This window comes from Ruegeria sp. YTSC002, from assembly GCF_059609845.1.
In genome coordinates this window covers 95,183-111,530 of sequence record NZ_JBXWML010000006.1, presented here as the reverse complement: position 1 = coordinate 111,530, position 16,348 = coordinate 95,183, and the positions used below count along the sequence as shown (strand labels likewise).

Genomic DNA, 16,348 nt, shown 5'->3' with positions numbered 1-16,348 from the left:
GGGCTATCCTTCTTCGAAACGGTGGTTGTTGCGCGTCAAAATCGCGACAAGGCGAATGAATCCAATGAGATGTTGAGGCGTTGCCCTGACACCAAATCAGCCACCAGCTCACCTGTTTTGGGGGCCATCATCAAACCGTAATGGGAATGACCAAAGGCGGTGAACAGGCCCTTGTGCCCCTCAACCGGACCAATCGCCGGCAAACTGTCGGGAAAAGACGGGCGTCGACCCATCCAGAACTGCGTATCCGAGGTGTTCAGATCCGGCATCATTGCGCGGGCCTGTGCGGTCAGAAGCGACTGTTTGCGTGGATCTGGCGGCGCGTCGATGCTGCCGAATTCGGCCGTGCCCGCCACACGCAAACCGTCCTGCATCGAACTGGCCACCACCTTGGCGTCCACGTCCATCACCGAGTTTTCCAGGCTGGCAGAGGGGGTCGGGAATTGGACATGGTATCCACGCTCGGCCACCAGTGGCACGGGCAAACCCAAGGGTTTCAGCAACCCGGCAGACCAAACCCCGGCGGCCAACACGACAGTATCGGCGTGAAGCGCACCGGCCGGCGAGGTCAAATGCCATTGTCCGTCTTCGGTGCGCTTTATTTCATTGACTTCTGTCCGCACGAATTCAGCGCCTTGTCGACGGGCCTTGTCGGCCAAAACCTCGCCAACCCGGCCGGGTGAGGTAACCCGCGCCTGCCCTTTGATCAGGATCGCTGCTTTGAAATCCCTGGATAAAGCGGGTTCGATCCGGCGCAGCTCTGGCCCGCCGATCCGCTCAAGCCGTCCGCCTTTTTCCTGCCGGATCAGATATCCCAGTTCTTTCAGGTCAGCCTGATCCGGGTTGCGAAACGCGTGGATATAATTGGAATCAACAACAAGGTCTTCGTGCCCGGTATTTTGCAGATGCCTTCGGTACAGATCTACCGATGGGCGGCACAATAACTCCATTGCGTCCGAGATATTGCGTACGGATTTCTCGCTCGAAGTCTTCAGGAACCTCAGGCCCCAGGGTATCATCCTGGGCCAGAACGCAGGCCTGACGGTCAACGCGCTTTTCGGGTCCAACAGCATCCGAGGAATCGTTTTCCAGATACCCGGCGTGGCCTGTGGAATGACCGACCAGGGCGAGACGACACCGGCATTGCCGAACGAAGTCTCCTGCCCCGGATCTCCACGGTCGATCAGACGCACGGCAATACCGCGCTCCTGCAACGAGAGCGCACAGCACAGACCGACGATCCCGGCGCCGATGATGGTCACTTGTTCAGGCATGTCAGACCGTTGCTTGAATTCGGCTGCGGGCGATCAACTGTGTGACAATGACAGGAGACGCCACCGCCAAAGCGATCAGGTCAGCCGTCAGCGTGGGCGCCACGAAGATAATCCCGGCAACGACCATCAGGATGCGCGACACGAGGTTGAGTGGCTGCAACCAATACCCCACGACCGCCGCCGAAAGCGCGATGACACCGGCAATACAGCTAGCGGCGGTATAGGTGAATTCCCAAAGATCGAACCCTGTGGAAGACACGAACAGCAAAACCGGCGCATAGACGAACGCCATCGGCGCGATCACCTTGCCCAGTCCCAGCGTAAAGGCGGACAGACCGGTGCGGAACGGGTTGGAATTCGCAATCGCTGCGGCGGCATAGGCCGACGTGCAGACCGGAGGTGTGATCTCGGAGACCACGCCGTAATACAGCACGAACAGATGGCTGGCGATGGGTGGAACCCCCAACTGCGCCAGCGCAGGCTGCGCGACCGAAACGAGCATGATGTACAGTGCGGTGGTCGGAATGCCGGCCCCCATCAGAATGCAGACGATGGCAATGAAAACCAGCGAGATAAACAGTTGCAGGTCTTCCATTGCAAACAGTTGGAAACTGCCGAACGAGATCATGTTGTAGAGATCGGATGCCAGATTGCCCGCACCCTGTGTCACCATGAATCCGATGCGGAAACCGATACCGGTGGTGTTGATCACACCCACCACGATACCCACCGCGGCGGCAGCGGCCCCCACGGCCAGCGAGTACTTTACCCCAAGTTCGACCGCGGCCAGCATCTCGGGTACTTCGACCCGTTTCTGCGGGTTCAGCGTGGCGATAACCGACAATCCGCACAGAATCGCGGTCATGGACAGGTCGAACCCACCGTCGGAGAACTTCCAAAGCACGAACGCAAGAAACGCCGCTGCGTAGATCAGAGTTGGCGGCTGTTTGATCCGCGACATGCCCGCGATCACCGCCAGCGATATGCCACAGAAGGCCGACATGAAGGGCGTGTATCCAGTGAACAAAACTACCAGCAGACCGATCAGCGGCACGATATTGGCCCAGCCTTCGGCCCAGACGGCCTTGAGTTGCGGCAATTGCTCTTTCGCCAGACCTTGCAGGTTCAGCTTGCGCGCCATCAGATGCACCACGGCAAAGACGCCGACATAATGCAGGAGCGCTGGGAAGATCGCAGCGATCACGATGGTGGTATAAGGCACCTCGAGGAACTCGGCCATGATGAAGGCCGCAGCGCCCATGATGGGCGGTGTGATCTGGCCGCCAGCCGAAGACGCGGCCTCGACCCCGCCCGCAAAGTGACCGGGGTATCCAAGGCGCTTCATGTTGGGAATTGTCAGCGCGCCGGTCGAAACGGTGTTGGCCACCGAAGAGCCCGAGATCGTGCCGAAGAAGGCCGAGGATACCACCGACACTTTGGCCGGGCCGCCCGTATAGCGGCCCGCCAAAATGGTTGCGTTGTCAATGAACAGTTGCCCAAGCCCCGTTCGCTGAGCGATCACGCCGAACAGGACAAAATGGAACACGATGGTCGAAACGACCCAAAGCGTCACGCCATAGATTCCTTCCTGCGGGAAGTACATTGACGATACGAAGGTTTTGAAGTTCACGCCCGGATGTTGAAGCAACCCGGGAAAATAGGGGCCCAGCAGCGCGTATGAAATGAATACGCAGATAATCAGCGGCAGCACCCAACCCAGCGTGCGGCGCGCGATGTCCAGTACCAGAAGGATGATGATGACGCCGAGGATTACATCATAGCTGTTTGGGTTGCCCATGCGGAAGGTTTGTTCCTCGATCCCCAGGAACGGTATGCCGCGCCAGGCGAAACCCACGTAAAGCGCGGCGATGATGCCAAGCGCCATGAAGACCAGATCATAGAGAGGGACGTTGCCAACGCGGAAACGACTGACTTTGAGAGCATAGAGGCTTTTGGCTCCGACAATCGGGATCGTGGCGTAGACCAGAATGAACAGCAGAGCCAGATAGATGCCCATATGCCAGTGGTCGGCAGGTAGGCCGAAACCAGCCGTGAAGAATTCGTAGAATGCAAAGATCAGGGCGACGACACGCAACACCTTGCCTGCCGTGGGCGTGACCTGCCGGACAGCGGCGCCTTCGTCGAACTGTTCTTCGATGGCCGCAAGTTCCTCGGCCGTCAGTTCGTGGTCATCAAGTTTCTGGGTCTCGGACATGATGGCCCCCCGATTTCGCATGATTCCAGAGTGCGGTGCCCCGACCGGGGCACCGACGACAGGTTTCAGTCAGGTGTGGTTATTGAAGAAGACCGGCTTCTTTATAGAATTTCTCGGCACCCGGATGCAGCGGAACACCCAGCGCCTCGACACCGTCGAGGGCGGTATCAGGCGTGATCTGCTTGCCCTTTGCGTGGCCGTTGTCCAGCAGTTTGCGCGTGTTGTCGTTCCACAGGGCCTTGGTCAGCTGATAGACCAGGTCTTCGGACAGATCCGATGACACGACCAGCATCGCGCTTACCGCGGGGGTCTTGGTTTCGGAATCGATGCCTTCATATACACCCCCCGGGATAGCGGACGGGATATAGGCAGGAATGATCTCGTTGATCTTTGCCAAGTCTTCATCGCTGAAGGAATGCAGGTTCATGCCCTTGGTCGAAGACAGCTGCACCATTGCGGCAACCGGCCAGCCCGCCGCGTAGAAATAGGCGTCAAGTTGGCCATCGGCCAGACGTTCGGCGCTCTGACTGTTGTTCAATTCGGCCTCATCCATATTGTCACGGTTGACGCCCCATGCTTCCAGCATTTGCAACACGGCCACCTGCGTGCCCGAACCGGCCTGCGCGATACCAACGCGCTTGCCTTTGAGGTCACTCAGATCGTTGATCGTCTGGCCTGCGGGAAGAACCAGGTGCAGGTCTTCGGGGAACAGGTTTGCGACGATGCGCAGCTTCGGGTGGGGTTTGCCTTCAAACTTGCCCTCACCCAGATACATCGAACGGGTTACATCAGCCGCGGCCAGACCGGCCTCAAGCTCGCCGTTTTGCACGGCGGCATTGTTGAAGACCGACGCAGTTGTCGACTGCGCGATCGCGATCAGCCCGGGCACACCGCATTGGCCGCCCTCTTCGCAGGGGCGTGAGCCCGGAGGGGCCGAAATTCCGTTGGCGATGGTCCCGCCGATCGGGAAATAAGTGCCGCCCGCACCGCCGGTGCCGATGCGGAAAAAGGTTGGGTCCTGTGCAAGCGCCGGTGCAGCCAATGCACCCGCCAAAGCCAAACCCGTCAGGCATTTCATCAATCTCATCGTAAGCTCCCAGTTGTGGATTATTGGATTCGGTTTGTCCGAATTCTGATCCGTTCAGCCTATGCAATTTTAACATAAAAACAAATTTGTTATATTTAACAAAACGAAAGTTTAGCTTATGCTTTGGACATGAACCTTGCTCAATTGACTGTTTTTCGTGAGGTGATGGAAACCGGGTCCATCTCTCAGACCGCAAAGAAGCTGAACCGGACACAACCGGCGATCAGCCTGGCAATCAAGAACCTGGAAAGAAGTCTTGGACTGACCCTGTTCGAACGAAAAGGCCGGCGTTTGATCCCGGTGCCCGAGGCGCATTACCTGTTGGCGGAAACCACTGGGATACTGGACAGATTATCAACGGTTTCCAGCACGATGCACGGGCTTCTTAAAGGAAGTTCAGGCAACCTGAACATTGCCGCCATGCCGGGACCGTCCATTTTTGCCTTTCCGAATTTCATCAGCCGCTCGGTTGGCGGAAATCCGGACATTCGGGTTACGCTGTCAACCCGCAGCTCGCCCCAGATAATGGAACTTGCTGGCACTCAGAACATTGATTTCGGGTTTGCTGATTTCGAACACCCGGTCGGAAAGAAGCCGCAATTCACGGCAGAGATCATCAGCGGAGATTGCTTTTGCGCAATGGATCGGGACAATCCGTTGGCGCAAGAAAAGGCTTTGACGATTTCGGATCTCGATGATGTGCCAATGGGTGGACTGTACGACACCCACCCTTTCCAGAAAAAAGTTCAGCGCGCTTTTCAGATGGTTTCAGCCACTTACAAACCAAGTGTGACGTGCCAGTATTTTCTTCCGCTCATTCCGTTTGTTGGATCGGGGCAGTGCTGCTCGATTGTCGATCCTTTGACCGTTGCGACGGAACGGAAACTGAACATCTCGCATGGCCGTGTGGTATTCCTGCCTTTCAAGGACCCCCTCAGATACGAATACGCCATCCTGTCGCCGGATCACCGCCCTCCGTCGCAATTGGCGCTGAAAATAAAAGCGGGGTGGAAGGCGGAAGTTGTATCGATGCTGGATCAGACCAACGCGAACCCGCGGACGGAAGATTTCTGAAAGACACAGGACGGCACTGTGACGCAGGCGACAACCGGAAGAACTCAGATGCTGCGCGCAACAGAGGCCTCCAGCGTCGATTTGAGCTGTTGCGCATCTATCGGTTTGTAGAACAGCGGCAGCTTTGCTTGTTTGCACTGCTGGACAAGCTCTTGTGATCGATTGGCTGAAATAATGCAGCCGGGCAAATGCCCGAATTCATCCGTCAGCGCACGCATGGCGTCCGTCCCTGTTTTCCCGTTATTCAATTGATAGTCTGCGACAACAAAATCTGGCAGGATACCTATTTCGCGCAGAAGGCCAATCGCTTCGCTTTCGCTTTCGCATTCAAGAACTTCGACGCCCCAGGATTCGATGGTCATGGTCAAGGCGCCGCGCAGGTTTTCATCGTTTTCGATCAACAGGGCGACGGTGTTGCCCAGCACATTCGAGTTCGGTTTTTGTACCACTGAAGAGCAGAGAGAAACCTCTGGTTTTGCCCGGGCCAAAGGTATTTCGACCGAAAACCCCGTTCCCTTTCCAACTTCGGAAAACAGCTGGATGGGATGTTGAAGCAACCCGCAGGCCCGCTCGACAATCGCAAGACCCAACCCCATGCCTTCGGCGGCGCTGGCATCCGAATGCAGGCGCTGAAATTCCTGAAACACGATATCTCTTTGGTCGGATGCTATACCGATACCCGTGTCCCAGACTTCCAAGGCAATTGCGTTCTTGCGATGCCTGACACCAACAAGAACTTTGCCGGTCTCGGTGTACCGGATCGCGTTTGACAGCAGATTCTGCAATATCCGCCGAAGGTAACTGGCATCGCTTGTGACCAGAGCCTTTGTGTCGACAAAACGCAATTTCAGACCTTTGGCCTGGGCGACGGGCTTGAACGCGTCTTCCATCTGCAAGAAAAGCTCGCCCACCGACACCGTGGACAGATGCGCCTTGGCCCGCCCGGAATCCAGCTTTGAGATGTCCAGCAGGGCTTCGAGAATGTGTTCGACACTGTTCAGGGCGCTTTCTGCTTTTGCTGCGACGGTCTGCGCTGTGTCTTTGTCCAAACCGCTGCCCAGTGACGCAACATAGAGTTTTGCCGCAGACAGAGGTTGCAACAGGTCATGGCTGGCGGCAGCCACAAAACGCGATTTTGACGCGTTCGCCCGTTCAGCCTCGTTCAGCGCATCCGCAAGTTCCATTGTGCGAGACGCCACACGTTGTTCCAGCATTTCCTTGGCTTCGTACAAAGCCTCGGCAGACTTCCGCTCTGCAGTTACATCGGTAAAGGAAATCACAAAGCCCCGGTCAGGCATTTCCTGGGCAAAGACCGACAGGATTTTCGATCGCCCCCGATGCATCTGGAACTGAAGGGGGCGGCGATAGGTTGGTCGGCTGACCCAATCCAGCAGATCCGCCTCGGTTATGCCTTTCTGAAAGCTGATGTTGTCGCCCAGGCGATTGGACAGGGTTTCAAACCGCGTGCCCATCTGAAACTGCGTGATCGGAATGGCCAAAAGCTCGCTTGCGCGGGTGTTCCACCCGATCATGCGGTGCTTGTTGTCAAAGATGCAGACGCCCTGATCGATATGTTCAAGCGTGGCGCGGATCAACCGCGCCTTGTCATCCAGAATGCGATCCCTTTCTTGCCGTTCGATCCGCATGATGTCTGTCACGTCGGTTTGCAAGATCACGGTGCCCCCGTCTGGCGTGCGGTGTTCGGAAACTTGCGACCACCGATTGCCAGAAAGACGAACATTGAACACCACGTGGTCATCTGCGTGACGATCCAGGCGGCTTTTGGCCCAGTCCCCCGGGGTCATTGTCTCTGGCAGGGACAGGAACCCGGATTGGCTGACCAGTTCCACGTAGTCGGCAAAGCGCAAGCCGGGGTTCAGCTGTTCCTGAATGTCGGGCATATGCATCCCGAACCGGCTGTTGCACAGCACCAGTTCTTCGTCACGATTGAACAGGGCGAATCCTTCCTGCACCGTTTCGATCGCATTTGCCAAATCTGCGCGCGCTGCTTCGGTTTCCTTGTTGGCCTGCGCCAACCTGGCGTTGGAGTCATTCAGAAGCTCAAGCGCGCGCTCAAGATCATCCGTTCGGGCGCGGACCTCTTGTTCAAGCACCGCCGCCCGTTGGAACTGAGCATAAGCCGCGCCAGAGGCATTGGTGGATTCTTCCACGCGCCGCATCAGGGCTTCGACGATTTTCCTGAGCTTCTCGTTCTGACGATCAAGTGAGTCCGAGGGATCTGTGAGATGCTCGATCATGCCTTACTCTTTCTCGGGCGGGTATATCGCCACACCGGTCAGGGTCTGGTTCACATGGATCGAATTGAATTGCTCTCCATAGGTCGAGAAACCGACCACGTGATTGCGAGACAGAATGTTCGAGATCGCGCGCGTCTTCTGCTTTTGCTGGGCCTCCAGCCGGCGAAGAATGCAGTCACAACCCAAAATGGTGTCGGGTTGCTGCTTCTCGGTCAACAGGCTGATTTCTTCCTGTAGGTGTTCAACCATGTCCCGAGGTTCGGCCAGCGTCAGGACCAAGCCTTCGTCAATCGCCGAAAAAAAGACAAGATCGCCGTTTCCCGCCACCTGCTGGATCGCACGGACATGGTGTTGCCCGCCTATTTGCACAACGACCGGATGGGCTGCGAATGTGAATGTAGTGAGCTGTTCCGGGTCTTTGCCGAGAATGCGGGCGTATTCGCGGGCAGCGGGTTCGGCATTGATTTCCTGAACGATGCGTTTGGCCGGGTCCGCCTTGGTCACCACCATGCGGCGAGCGGTGGGCAGAAGGTGATCGGTCTTGAACACCTTGATCGGACACCGCGTGCGAACCTGGGTCAGTATGGCGGCATTGCTTCTTGCCTGTCCCTGATACAGAACATATGTGCGCCCGAATTTGGTTCCATCCCCCGCCGATCCACCGAACAATGGTACCGGCCCAAGCCCCACAGCCAATTCCGACGTCAGTTCATCTTCTTTTGTCGACAGCCCGTCAATCATCAGGAACGTGAATTCGTGGCTCCATTCGGGCGCGCTTGCCATCATCGCGTTCCTGTTGTGGATCATCTCTTTGATGATGCTGTCGGAATCGAATTCGTTCAGGTCCGGAACAAGAACCGTGCGTGTTTCGAAATGGGATTGCGGCAGGCCGATCGCGACGATCTGATCTTCGCAATACCCACTATCCGCCAGCTCTCCGGCGGTGGTGCATCCAACAATCGGGGTCGGCGCAAAGGCGCGCGCGGCATCCGCGATCACCACGGGTGCATCAGCGTTCGGGCTGACAAAAAGAATGACAAGCGCAAGTGGGTCATCACCCAACTGGCGTCTGAGTTTCTCGATCGACTGCCCGGTGTCGTGGCGTGCAAAAGCCGTTTTGACGATGCCTGGCGTACGGGCCCGGGCTGTTGCCCGCCCGACTGCTTGGTCCATCGTGCCTCCTCCCTAAAAGCGCGACGATGACGTGAGAGTATGACGCCTAGCCTTGATCTTGCAAGACACTGGCAAAGGACGCTTTCTTGGCGATCAGAACCGCCTGCGTGCGGCTTTGGACACCCAGTTTTCGCATTATTGCGGTCACATGCGCTTTGACGGTCGTTTCCGCAATCGACAGGTCATAGGCGATTTGCTTGTTCAGTTTACCTTCGCAGATCAGTTGCAGGATACGCGCCTGCTGGTTTGTCAGTGTCGCCAGTCGTTTGACCGCTTCGCCGTGTTCGTCGTCTTCCTCTGTGTCGATCAAAACGCAGCCTTCCGGCACGAAGACGTCACCGGCATGCACGGTCTCGAATGCAGTACGGAACACGTCGCGCTGACTGTGCTTGGGGACATAGCCCGATGCGCCGGCCTGTATCACCTGGCTGACGACGCGGTTGTCGGTCAGCGACGACACCACGATTACCGGTGCGTTTGCGGCAGCCTTCAAGCGGACAAGGCCATCCAGCCCGTCCACATCCGGTAAATTGAGATCCAGCATGACAGCATCAGGTTTCAGCCCACTTGCCAGCAGATCCAATGCGTCTTCCAGCCGGTCTGCCGTATGGATTTCCCGAATCTGAGCCACACTTTGCAGGGTCATCGACAAGGCGTCGCAAAACAATGGATGGTCATCAACGATCAGCACGTTTTCGAAATCATTGCGTGCGGCGGATTCAGCAAGCATCTGGTATAGCCTTTTGCATTCAAATAGTCTCCAGCCTAACCAATCCTAGCAACGAATGAAATCCACGCATACTGGCGGAAAGTCGTATAGCAACGCGCACCCCGGATCAGGGGCACGCGTCAGGATTTTGTTACGTCCTAGGGCAGTTAGCCGAAGCCAGTTCCTTCGGCAGGCGGAAAGTCCACAAGGTGCCGCCCTGGTTCAGGTAGTTGACCTTCTTGGCCACCTTATCACCCCACAGAGGAACCGCGCCGCCCCAGCCCGAAACGATCGAGACATATTGTTCGCCGTCCTGTTCCCAGGTCACAGGCTGCCCGACGATGCCCCAGCCGGTCTGGAACGACCGCAGTTTCTCGCCGGTTTCGTCATCCAGCGCGATAAACTCACCTTCGGGCGTGCCGAAGGACACCAGCCCGCCAGCCGTCGTCATCACGCCTGACCACAGCGGCGCGTCGTTCTTGTATTCCCATTTCCATTCGCCGGTATCCGGGTCGATGGCCTTGAGCGAGCCGATGTGATCTTCTTAGTTTGGTTTGATCGTAAAGCCTGCGCCCTGATAGGCGGCACCCTTTTTGTACGAGATCGGCTCGTTCCAGATATCCATGCCCCATTCGTTCGATGGCACATAGAAGTTACCGGTACGCTGCGAGAAGGCCATCGGCATCCAGTTCTTGCCGCCAAGGAAAGAAGGCGATGCAAAGATCACTTCACCCTTCTTGCCATCAGCCGCTGACGCCGGATCGCCAGGGCGGTTGTCTTCGACAAAGATCGGGCGGCCGGTCTCATCCACGCCGGACGTCCACGTTATGTCTTTGACAAACGGATTGGCCGACACAAAGGCGCCGTCTTCGCGGTTCAGAACATAGAAATACCCGCCGGGATTTCCGGTGATCACCAGCCCGTCGACGATCAGCGGAGCCGCAGTGTAGGTGTAAGAGTACCCCGCCTTGTAATCCGCGATCTTGTCACGCCACACAACGTCACAGGTGGCTTTGTTCAGGGCCACGATCCGGGCATCAAGTGTCCCGAAAATCACCTTGTCACCGTAGATGGCGGCACCCCGATTCAACACGTCACAGCAAGGCAGGATGCCCTCGGGCAGGCGCGCATCGTATTGCCAGACCTCTTTGCCGGTCTCCAGATCAATCGCATACAGGCGCGAATACGATCCGGTGATGTACATCATGCCGTCATAGATCAGCGCCTGGGTTTCCTGCCCGCGCTGTTTTTCGCCACCAAGGCTGAACGCCCAGGCCGGCAACAGGTTCTTGACGTTGTCCTTGTTCAGCATGTCCAACGGGCTGTAGCGCTGCAAGTGGCGTCCCATCCCGTTTGTCATGACCTGGGTCGTAATTGACTGGTCGTTGGCCAGATCGTCCTCGGTAACTTCTGCATGGGCCGTGCCCACTGCAATCACGCTTGCGACCACCGTCATTGTGAACCGGTTCATCGGTGTCCTCTCTAGACTTGAGTCTTCCCTCCACGCCGAATCCCCGACAGGTCGGAGCTGTTGGCATGGCAACTATTCGCAGGCGGGTCTGTCGGCGAAACTGCACAATGGTCGTGGGGGCAATTCGCGCATTTCATCCGGGCTCCACACTCATGGTTTCGGCGGCACCAGCGGTGACTTATCGGACCACTTTCGGGCATCTGTCGCAACGGATTGCGACGCGGCGCGGATCCTTCTCCCGGACGAACATGATCTTGATACGGTTGCGCCATTTGGCCCTGCGCGCGTCGTTCGGAACGGGTTTGTCCCGCGACGTCCCGCCCAGAATGCAGGGATATGTTTCCTTGACCTTTCAGGCCGCCCAAAAATCTGCCGACCACCATTGCCGCTGAAATTCAGGAGCTTGATTCAGTTTTCGGCGTCGATTTCAGAGCTGACCCAAAGTTCGGTTCCGCCCTTCATGAATTCCGCGTGGCGCGGGCGCGAATCCACTAGGGTGTTGGCGAACAACTCCTGTGTTTCGGTATCGAGCTAATGAGCCATGTTGGTGGTCTCGGATGTGGTGACAGCGATCTTTCCATCGGGTGAAACCGCCATTCCTTCCGGTTCGATACCCACGTCAATCTGGGCAATCACCCTCCGCGACACCGTATCGACGACAGTTGTGATCGCGTCATCTTCGTTGGCGATGTAGAGATGCCGATCATTCGGGTGCAAAACGAACTGTTCGGAGTCTTCGCCGGACGGCAGATCAAAAAGGATTTCTCCGGTTTCGGGATCCATGACCTGCACCGAGTCATTGTCTGAAGCGCAGATGTAGAGAACCGAGAAGTCCTTGGTAAAAGTAATCCCGCGTGGTCGTTCACCGGTTTCAAGGGTGCGGATCACTTCAAACGTTTCGATGTCGATCACACTGAGCGTGTCGTCTTTTTCGTTGCTTACCCAGATTTCATCTGCGGCCGCCGGGGCGCAAAGTGCCGTCGCAGCCAAAAGGGTGGCTACCTTCATCTTCATTCCTCCTTGAAGGCCGTGCACTGGCTTTCGGGCTCATCAATGCCAAGCGTATCCAGTTCCGTTCGTTGGTGCAGGAAACCCTGAAGCGGTGCGAGGGCCACGACAGCCCGTCCCGTCACCAAAGGGATTGGTTGGCGCAACTGGCCGTTCCAGGCGCGGAAACTCATCGCCCGGCCCTTGAAGCCTGCCAGTTCAAATCTGTCCGACAGAATGTAGTCCGGCAGAACAGAAGGATCGCCAGATTGCGTTCGGGTCACAGCCTCGCCCAATGACCGAAACGCAGCCCATGCCGCATAGTCGATTGACCTCATCGACCGTCCTGCTTGATCGGCGAACCGGCTCTGCAACTGAACCGCCCCCCATTGCTCGACCACGGGCGACCACGCCACCGGTCGCAACCCTTCCGAACCTGCAACCGGTCTGGGTTCCCATGTGTTGAACGGTATGGACCGGGCAAAGTCGTTCAGTTCATCAGCAACCAGCAAGACATCGTAATCTCCGAAATCCTGAGTGAAAACTGGAACTTCCTGGGCCGCATTACGTCTCAGGTCAGCATCAAAACGCCAGATCTTTTCTGCACGAAACTCCAGTCCGAACTTGGTCAGCGGCTGTCTCAAGGCGTCTGCAAAGGCCACGTCCGACACGTGCTCTCCGGTGATCAGAACCAGATCGTCCCAGCGTCTTTTGACCAGAAACTGTGCCAATACGTCCGTGCGCATCGCGTCTGATGGCATAGTGTGCAGCAGGTTGGCGCGGCCGGTGGTATCTCTTATGTCGCGTTCGGGTGCAGACGCGTTGAACAAGATGGCGTCGGCGGCCTCGGGAAGATCAGCGACCGCCAGTTGCGCCTGCGCAGGTGCGTCCAATATCAGGAAGCTTGTCTGGGACAGGGCCCGGCGCGCCGTTTGAAGCCAATCCCCGTCTTGCGGGGCTGTCGCAACTGTCAGTTCGTACTTGTGACCCAGAAATTTGGCCGTTGTCAGATTGTCTGTCTGTGCCAGTTTCGCACCCGCCGCACCAAGGTCTTCGGGCAATGGGTCAAGGTTCGACAAAACCGGTGGTCACCTGACCTGTTGCTGAAGGTAAACAACAGATACAGAGACCTCAGCCGCAGCAACCATTGGCAACAGAACAAGGGTTGCTAAGACGCGAAAAACATGGCCGTGTTTGCTCCTCCTCCGATGCGCCTCCACTAAAATGAGTCCTTGGGTGGCATGCCATTCGACCTTAGTCGCACGCAGCGGGTCATCTGCAACCAAGGTCGAATTTCACGATGGTTTTCCCTGAGCTATGACCGGGGCAAGCATCAGAAGGAGGAAACGATGCGTCTTGTATTTTTTTGCACACAGCGCTGGCTGGCCTGACCGCAGGCGGCATGGCGTTTGCGCACGGAGATGTCGCCCCGCAACCGGTGAATACAGATGCCCTGCCGGATGTGGGTGAGGAATGGTTGATCGAAAACCCCTATCGCGATCAGGGTGATGAGGTTTGGCAAGCCGCCATCGAAATTGGCGATTCCGGTTACAATCAAAACTGTGCGCGCTGCCATGGGTTGGGCGTGGTTTCCGGCGGTTTGGCGCCTGACCTGCGCTACCTCGAGGCTGAAGAATATGGCGACGAATGCTACGTGGAACGGTTCCGCGAAGGCTATACCCAGAACGGGATCACCAAGATGCCGGCCTTCGGAGAGCTGTTGGGCCAAAAGGCCGCCTGGGCCATTCGCACCTATATCGAAACGCGCCGCGACGATGGAGCGCTGGACGATCATACGGATCGGCTGAAAGAAATCCGTGACCTTCTGGCCTCGATGGCCGACGGTGGGGAAGGCGATGCCGCGGCGCTTCGGTCGGAACTCAGCGAGATTGCAAGCACCGTGGAAACAGGATCGGGCGCCCCAGTGGCTGACAGCGTGGCCTTCCGCGCCGCTGTTCTGATCTCGGACGACAGTCCTGATTTCGCGGAAGCCGCAGAACAACTGACATTTGGATTGTCTGCCGCGCACAAGGACGGCAGACTGAGGCACATGATCGGACGCTCACTTTTTCTCCTCCTGTTGGCTGCCACCCTTTCCACCGGAATGGCGATGGCCCGATGCGAGGATCATGTGCCTCAACCCAAACCACAAAACGCTGGTCGGGATATCGTTGGCGCCGATCTCGATACCATTGTCGAGCGTGGCTATATCGAATTCGCCGCCTATGACGATTTCCCACCGTGGTCCTATGAGAGGGACGGCAAGATACTTGGCGTGGACATCGACATAGGCAGGTTGATTGCCGAGGAGCTGGATGTTGAAGCGCGTTTCAATCTGGTGGCTGCCGGAGAAAACCTTGAGGCCGACCTGCGCAACTGGATCTGGAAGGGACCCCTGATCAATGGGCGGGTCGCAAATGTGATGTTGCACGTTCCCTATGACAGCGAATTCGCCTGCCGGGTCGAACAGGTGGTCTTCACCGGGCAATACCATGACGAGGAAATCGCCATCGCGTATGGCCGCGATACCTATCCCGATGACCCGCCAGTTCCTGCGTATTTCCGGATCGACACTGTCGCCGTCGAGAACGATTCTATTGCCGATTTCTATTTGTCGGCATTTCCCGGCGGTCAATTGGCACGAAACATGCGCAGATATCCCACTGTCGCCAAGGCAATGCAGGCGCTTGCCGGTGGTGAGACGATGGCGGCCATGGGACCGCGTGCCCAACTTGAGGCCAGGCTGGCGCCAGAGCTGGACATCCATACCCCACCCCTGCCCGGTTTTGCCGTCAGTTCATGGACCACTGGCGTGGCCGTTCATTTCGCCTATCGCGGCCTCGGCTATGCTGTGGGCGATGCCATTTATGCGGCGTTGCGGGACGGGCGCATCACCGAAATCTTCAATCGTCACGGCCTTACACATTCGCCGCCCGCGCTGCGGTGACTACACCCAAGGTCTTATAGGCAAGGCGGCAAACACCGCGTAGCGTAACAAAAAATATACTTGGAGAAGTGAAATGGAACTCAATGACAGCCGCGTCATCGCCGCGCCGCGATCCAAAGTCTGGGCCGCGCTCTTGTCGGCAGAGGTTCTGAAAGAATGCGTGCCGGGATGTCAGGAGATGACAGGTTCGATCGAAGACGGGTTCGAGGCCACCGTCGTGCAGAAAGTAGGCCCGGTCAAAGCGACTTTCAAAGGCTCTGTGACCCTTTCTGATCTCGTGAAGCTTGAAAGCGTAAAGTTATCGGGTGAAGGTAAGGGAGGAGCCGCCGGATTTGCCAAGGGTGCGGCCGATGTCACCTTGTCGGACGCCCCCGAAGGTACGCTGCTGACCTACAAGGTTGATGCGCGCGTCGGTGGCAAGCTGGCTCAGTTGGGGGGGCGCGTGATTGATGGGGTTGCCAGAAAAATGGCCGACCAGTTCTTTGAGAACTTCCAGAATGCGGTCGAACCCGAAACCTCGGAAGAAGGCGAGACCGGGGAAGAAAAGAAAGGTTGGATCAAGCGCGTGTTAGGCGGTTGATCCTTAGGAATTCAGGGAGGAGAAAGTCATGAAAATTTCCATGACCGTGAACGGCAAAGCCGTAAGCGGAGACGTCGAGGGCCGGACATTGTTGTCCGGTTTTCTGCGCGATCATCTGTCTTTGACGGGCACGCATGTGGGGTGCGACACAGCGCAATGCGGTGCTTGCGTGGTGCATGTGAATGGCGAAGCGGTGAAATCGTGCAACATGCTTGCCGCCGAAGCAGACGGCGCTGATGTCGGCACGATTGAAGGTCAGGCATCGCCAGATGGTTCGCTGAACGTGATCCAGCAGGCGTTTCAGGATCACCACGGTCTTCAGTGTGGTTTCTGCACTCCGGGCATGGTGATGAGTGCCGCAGCGCTGCTGAAAGAGAACCCGCGGCCGTCAGAGGCGGAGATCCGGAAATATCTGGAGGGCAACCTGTGCCGCTGTACCGGGTACCACAACATCGTCAAAGCGATCATGGCCGCATCCGGCCAGGACGTGGGCAGCATCGCTGCCGAATGATGCCGCTGCGGGCGTGATCTTAACGCCCGTGGGATGAGTAAGGGATGCAACAGCATCCGTTT

The 16,348-nt window shown here is 57.2% G+C and carries 11 protein-coding genes and 3 pseudogenes; 5 read left to right on the top strand and 9 right to left on the bottom strand.

The features are described 5' to 3' along the window. Positions 1 to 35: 35 nt before the first annotated feature. The 3 genes from AC2FFD_RS13315 to AC2FFD_RS13305 form a co-directional block, all read right to left on the bottom strand. Entirely contained in the window at positions 36 to 1,274 is a 1,239-nt protein-coding gene (locus AC2FFD_RS13315; protein ID WP_496873298.1) for an NAD(P)/FAD-dependent oxidoreductase, read from the bottom strand. Position 1,275: 1 nt separating this feature from the next. Beyond that, positions 1,276 to 3,489, bottom strand: coding sequence for a TRAP transporter permease (locus AC2FFD_RS13310; protein ID WP_496873297.1), 2,214 nt, complete (start codon positions 3,487 to 3,489; stop codon positions 1,276 to 1,278). Positions 3,490 to 3,568: 79 nt separating this feature from the next. Further along, positions 3,569 to 4,576 carry a TAXI family TRAP transporter solute-binding subunit gene (locus AC2FFD_RS13305; RefSeq protein WP_171119318.1) on the bottom strand — a complete coding sequence of 336 codons (1,008 nt, stop codon included), beginning with the start codon at positions 4,574 to 4,576 and terminating at the stop codon, positions 3,569 to 3,571. A 144-nt stretch (positions 4,577 to 4,720) separates the two neighbouring features. Here AC2FFD_RS13305 and AC2FFD_RS13300 point away from each other — a divergent pair, with 144 nt between their 5' ends. Continuing rightward, positions 4,721 to 5,650 carry a LysR family transcriptional regulator gene (locus AC2FFD_RS13300; RefSeq protein ID WP_496873296.1) on the top strand — a complete coding sequence of 310 codons (930 nt, stop codon included), beginning with the start codon at positions 4,721 to 4,723 and terminating at the stop codon, positions 5,648 to 5,650. Between the two features lie 44 nt (positions 5,651 to 5,694). Here AC2FFD_RS13300 and AC2FFD_RS13295 read toward each other — a convergent pair whose 3' ends face one another. The 6 genes and pseudogenes from AC2FFD_RS13295 to AC2FFD_RS13270 all read right to left on the bottom strand — a co-directional run bounded on the left by AC2FFD_RS13295 (position 5,695) and on the right by AC2FFD_RS13270 (position 13,327). Continuing rightward, positions 5,695 to 7,908 carry a hybrid sensor histidine kinase/response regulator gene (locus AC2FFD_RS13295; RefSeq protein ID WP_496873295.1) on the bottom strand — a complete coding sequence of 738 codons (2,214 nt, stop codon included), beginning with the start codon at positions 7,906 to 7,908 and terminating at the stop codon, positions 5,695 to 5,697. A 3-nt stretch (positions 7,909 to 7,911) separates the two neighbouring features. Then, positions 7,912 to 9,081: an FIST N-terminal domain-containing protein gene (locus AC2FFD_RS13290; RefSeq protein WP_480684853.1), complete on the bottom strand. Its 1,170-nt coding sequence runs from the start codon at positions 9,079 to 9,081 to the stop codon at positions 7,912 to 7,914. A gap of 46 nt (positions 9,082 to 9,127) precedes the next feature. After that, positions 9,128 to 9,811, bottom strand: coding sequence for a response regulator (locus tag AC2FFD_RS13285; protein WP_425079575.1), 684 nt, complete (start codon positions 9,809 to 9,811; stop codon positions 9,128 to 9,130). A gap of 130 nt (positions 9,812 to 9,941) precedes the next feature. Beyond that, a pseudogene (locus AC2FFD_RS13280) lies at positions 9,942 to 11,183 on the bottom strand (outer membrane protein assembly factor BamB family protein); the annotation flags it as partial. Between the two features lie 501 nt (positions 11,184 to 11,684). Continuing rightward, positions 11,685 to 12,269: pseudogene (locus AC2FFD_RS13275) on the bottom strand (PQQ-dependent catabolism-associated beta-propeller protein); the annotation flags it as partial. Positions 12,270 to 12,271: 2 nt separating this feature from the next. Then, entirely contained in the window at positions 12,272 to 13,327 is a 1,056-nt protein-coding gene (locus tag AC2FFD_RS13270; protein WP_496873294.1) for an ABC transporter substrate-binding protein, read from the bottom strand. Between the two features lie 281 nt (positions 13,328 to 13,608). Between AC2FFD_RS13270 and pedF the strand changes: the two are divergent. From pedF to AC2FFD_RS13250, 4 genes and pseudogenes are all read left to right on the top strand, one after another. Continuing rightward, positions 13,609 to 14,277 (top strand): annotated as a pseudogene (gene pedF, locus AC2FFD_RS13265) (cytochrome c-550 PedF); the annotation flags it as partial. Positions 14,278 to 14,298: 21 nt separating this feature from the next. After that, complete coding sequence (locus tag AC2FFD_RS13260) at positions 14,299 to 15,195, top strand: substrate-binding periplasmic protein (RefSeq protein WP_496873374.1); 897 nt, start codon at positions 14,299 to 14,301, stop codon at positions 15,193 to 15,195. Positions 15,196 to 15,268: 73 nt separating this feature from the next. Continuing rightward, positions 15,269 to 15,775: an SRPBCC family protein gene (locus AC2FFD_RS13255; RefSeq protein ID WP_496873293.1), complete on the top strand. Its 507-nt coding sequence runs from the start codon at positions 15,269 to 15,271 to the stop codon at positions 15,773 to 15,775. Between the two features lie 28 nt (positions 15,776 to 15,803). Beyond that, a complete protein-coding gene (locus tag AC2FFD_RS13250) occupies positions 15,804 to 16,286 on the top strand; it encodes a (2Fe-2S)-binding protein (RefSeq protein WP_496873292.1) in 483 nt (160 codons plus the stop codon). Positions 16,287 to 16,348: the final 62 nt, after the last annotated feature.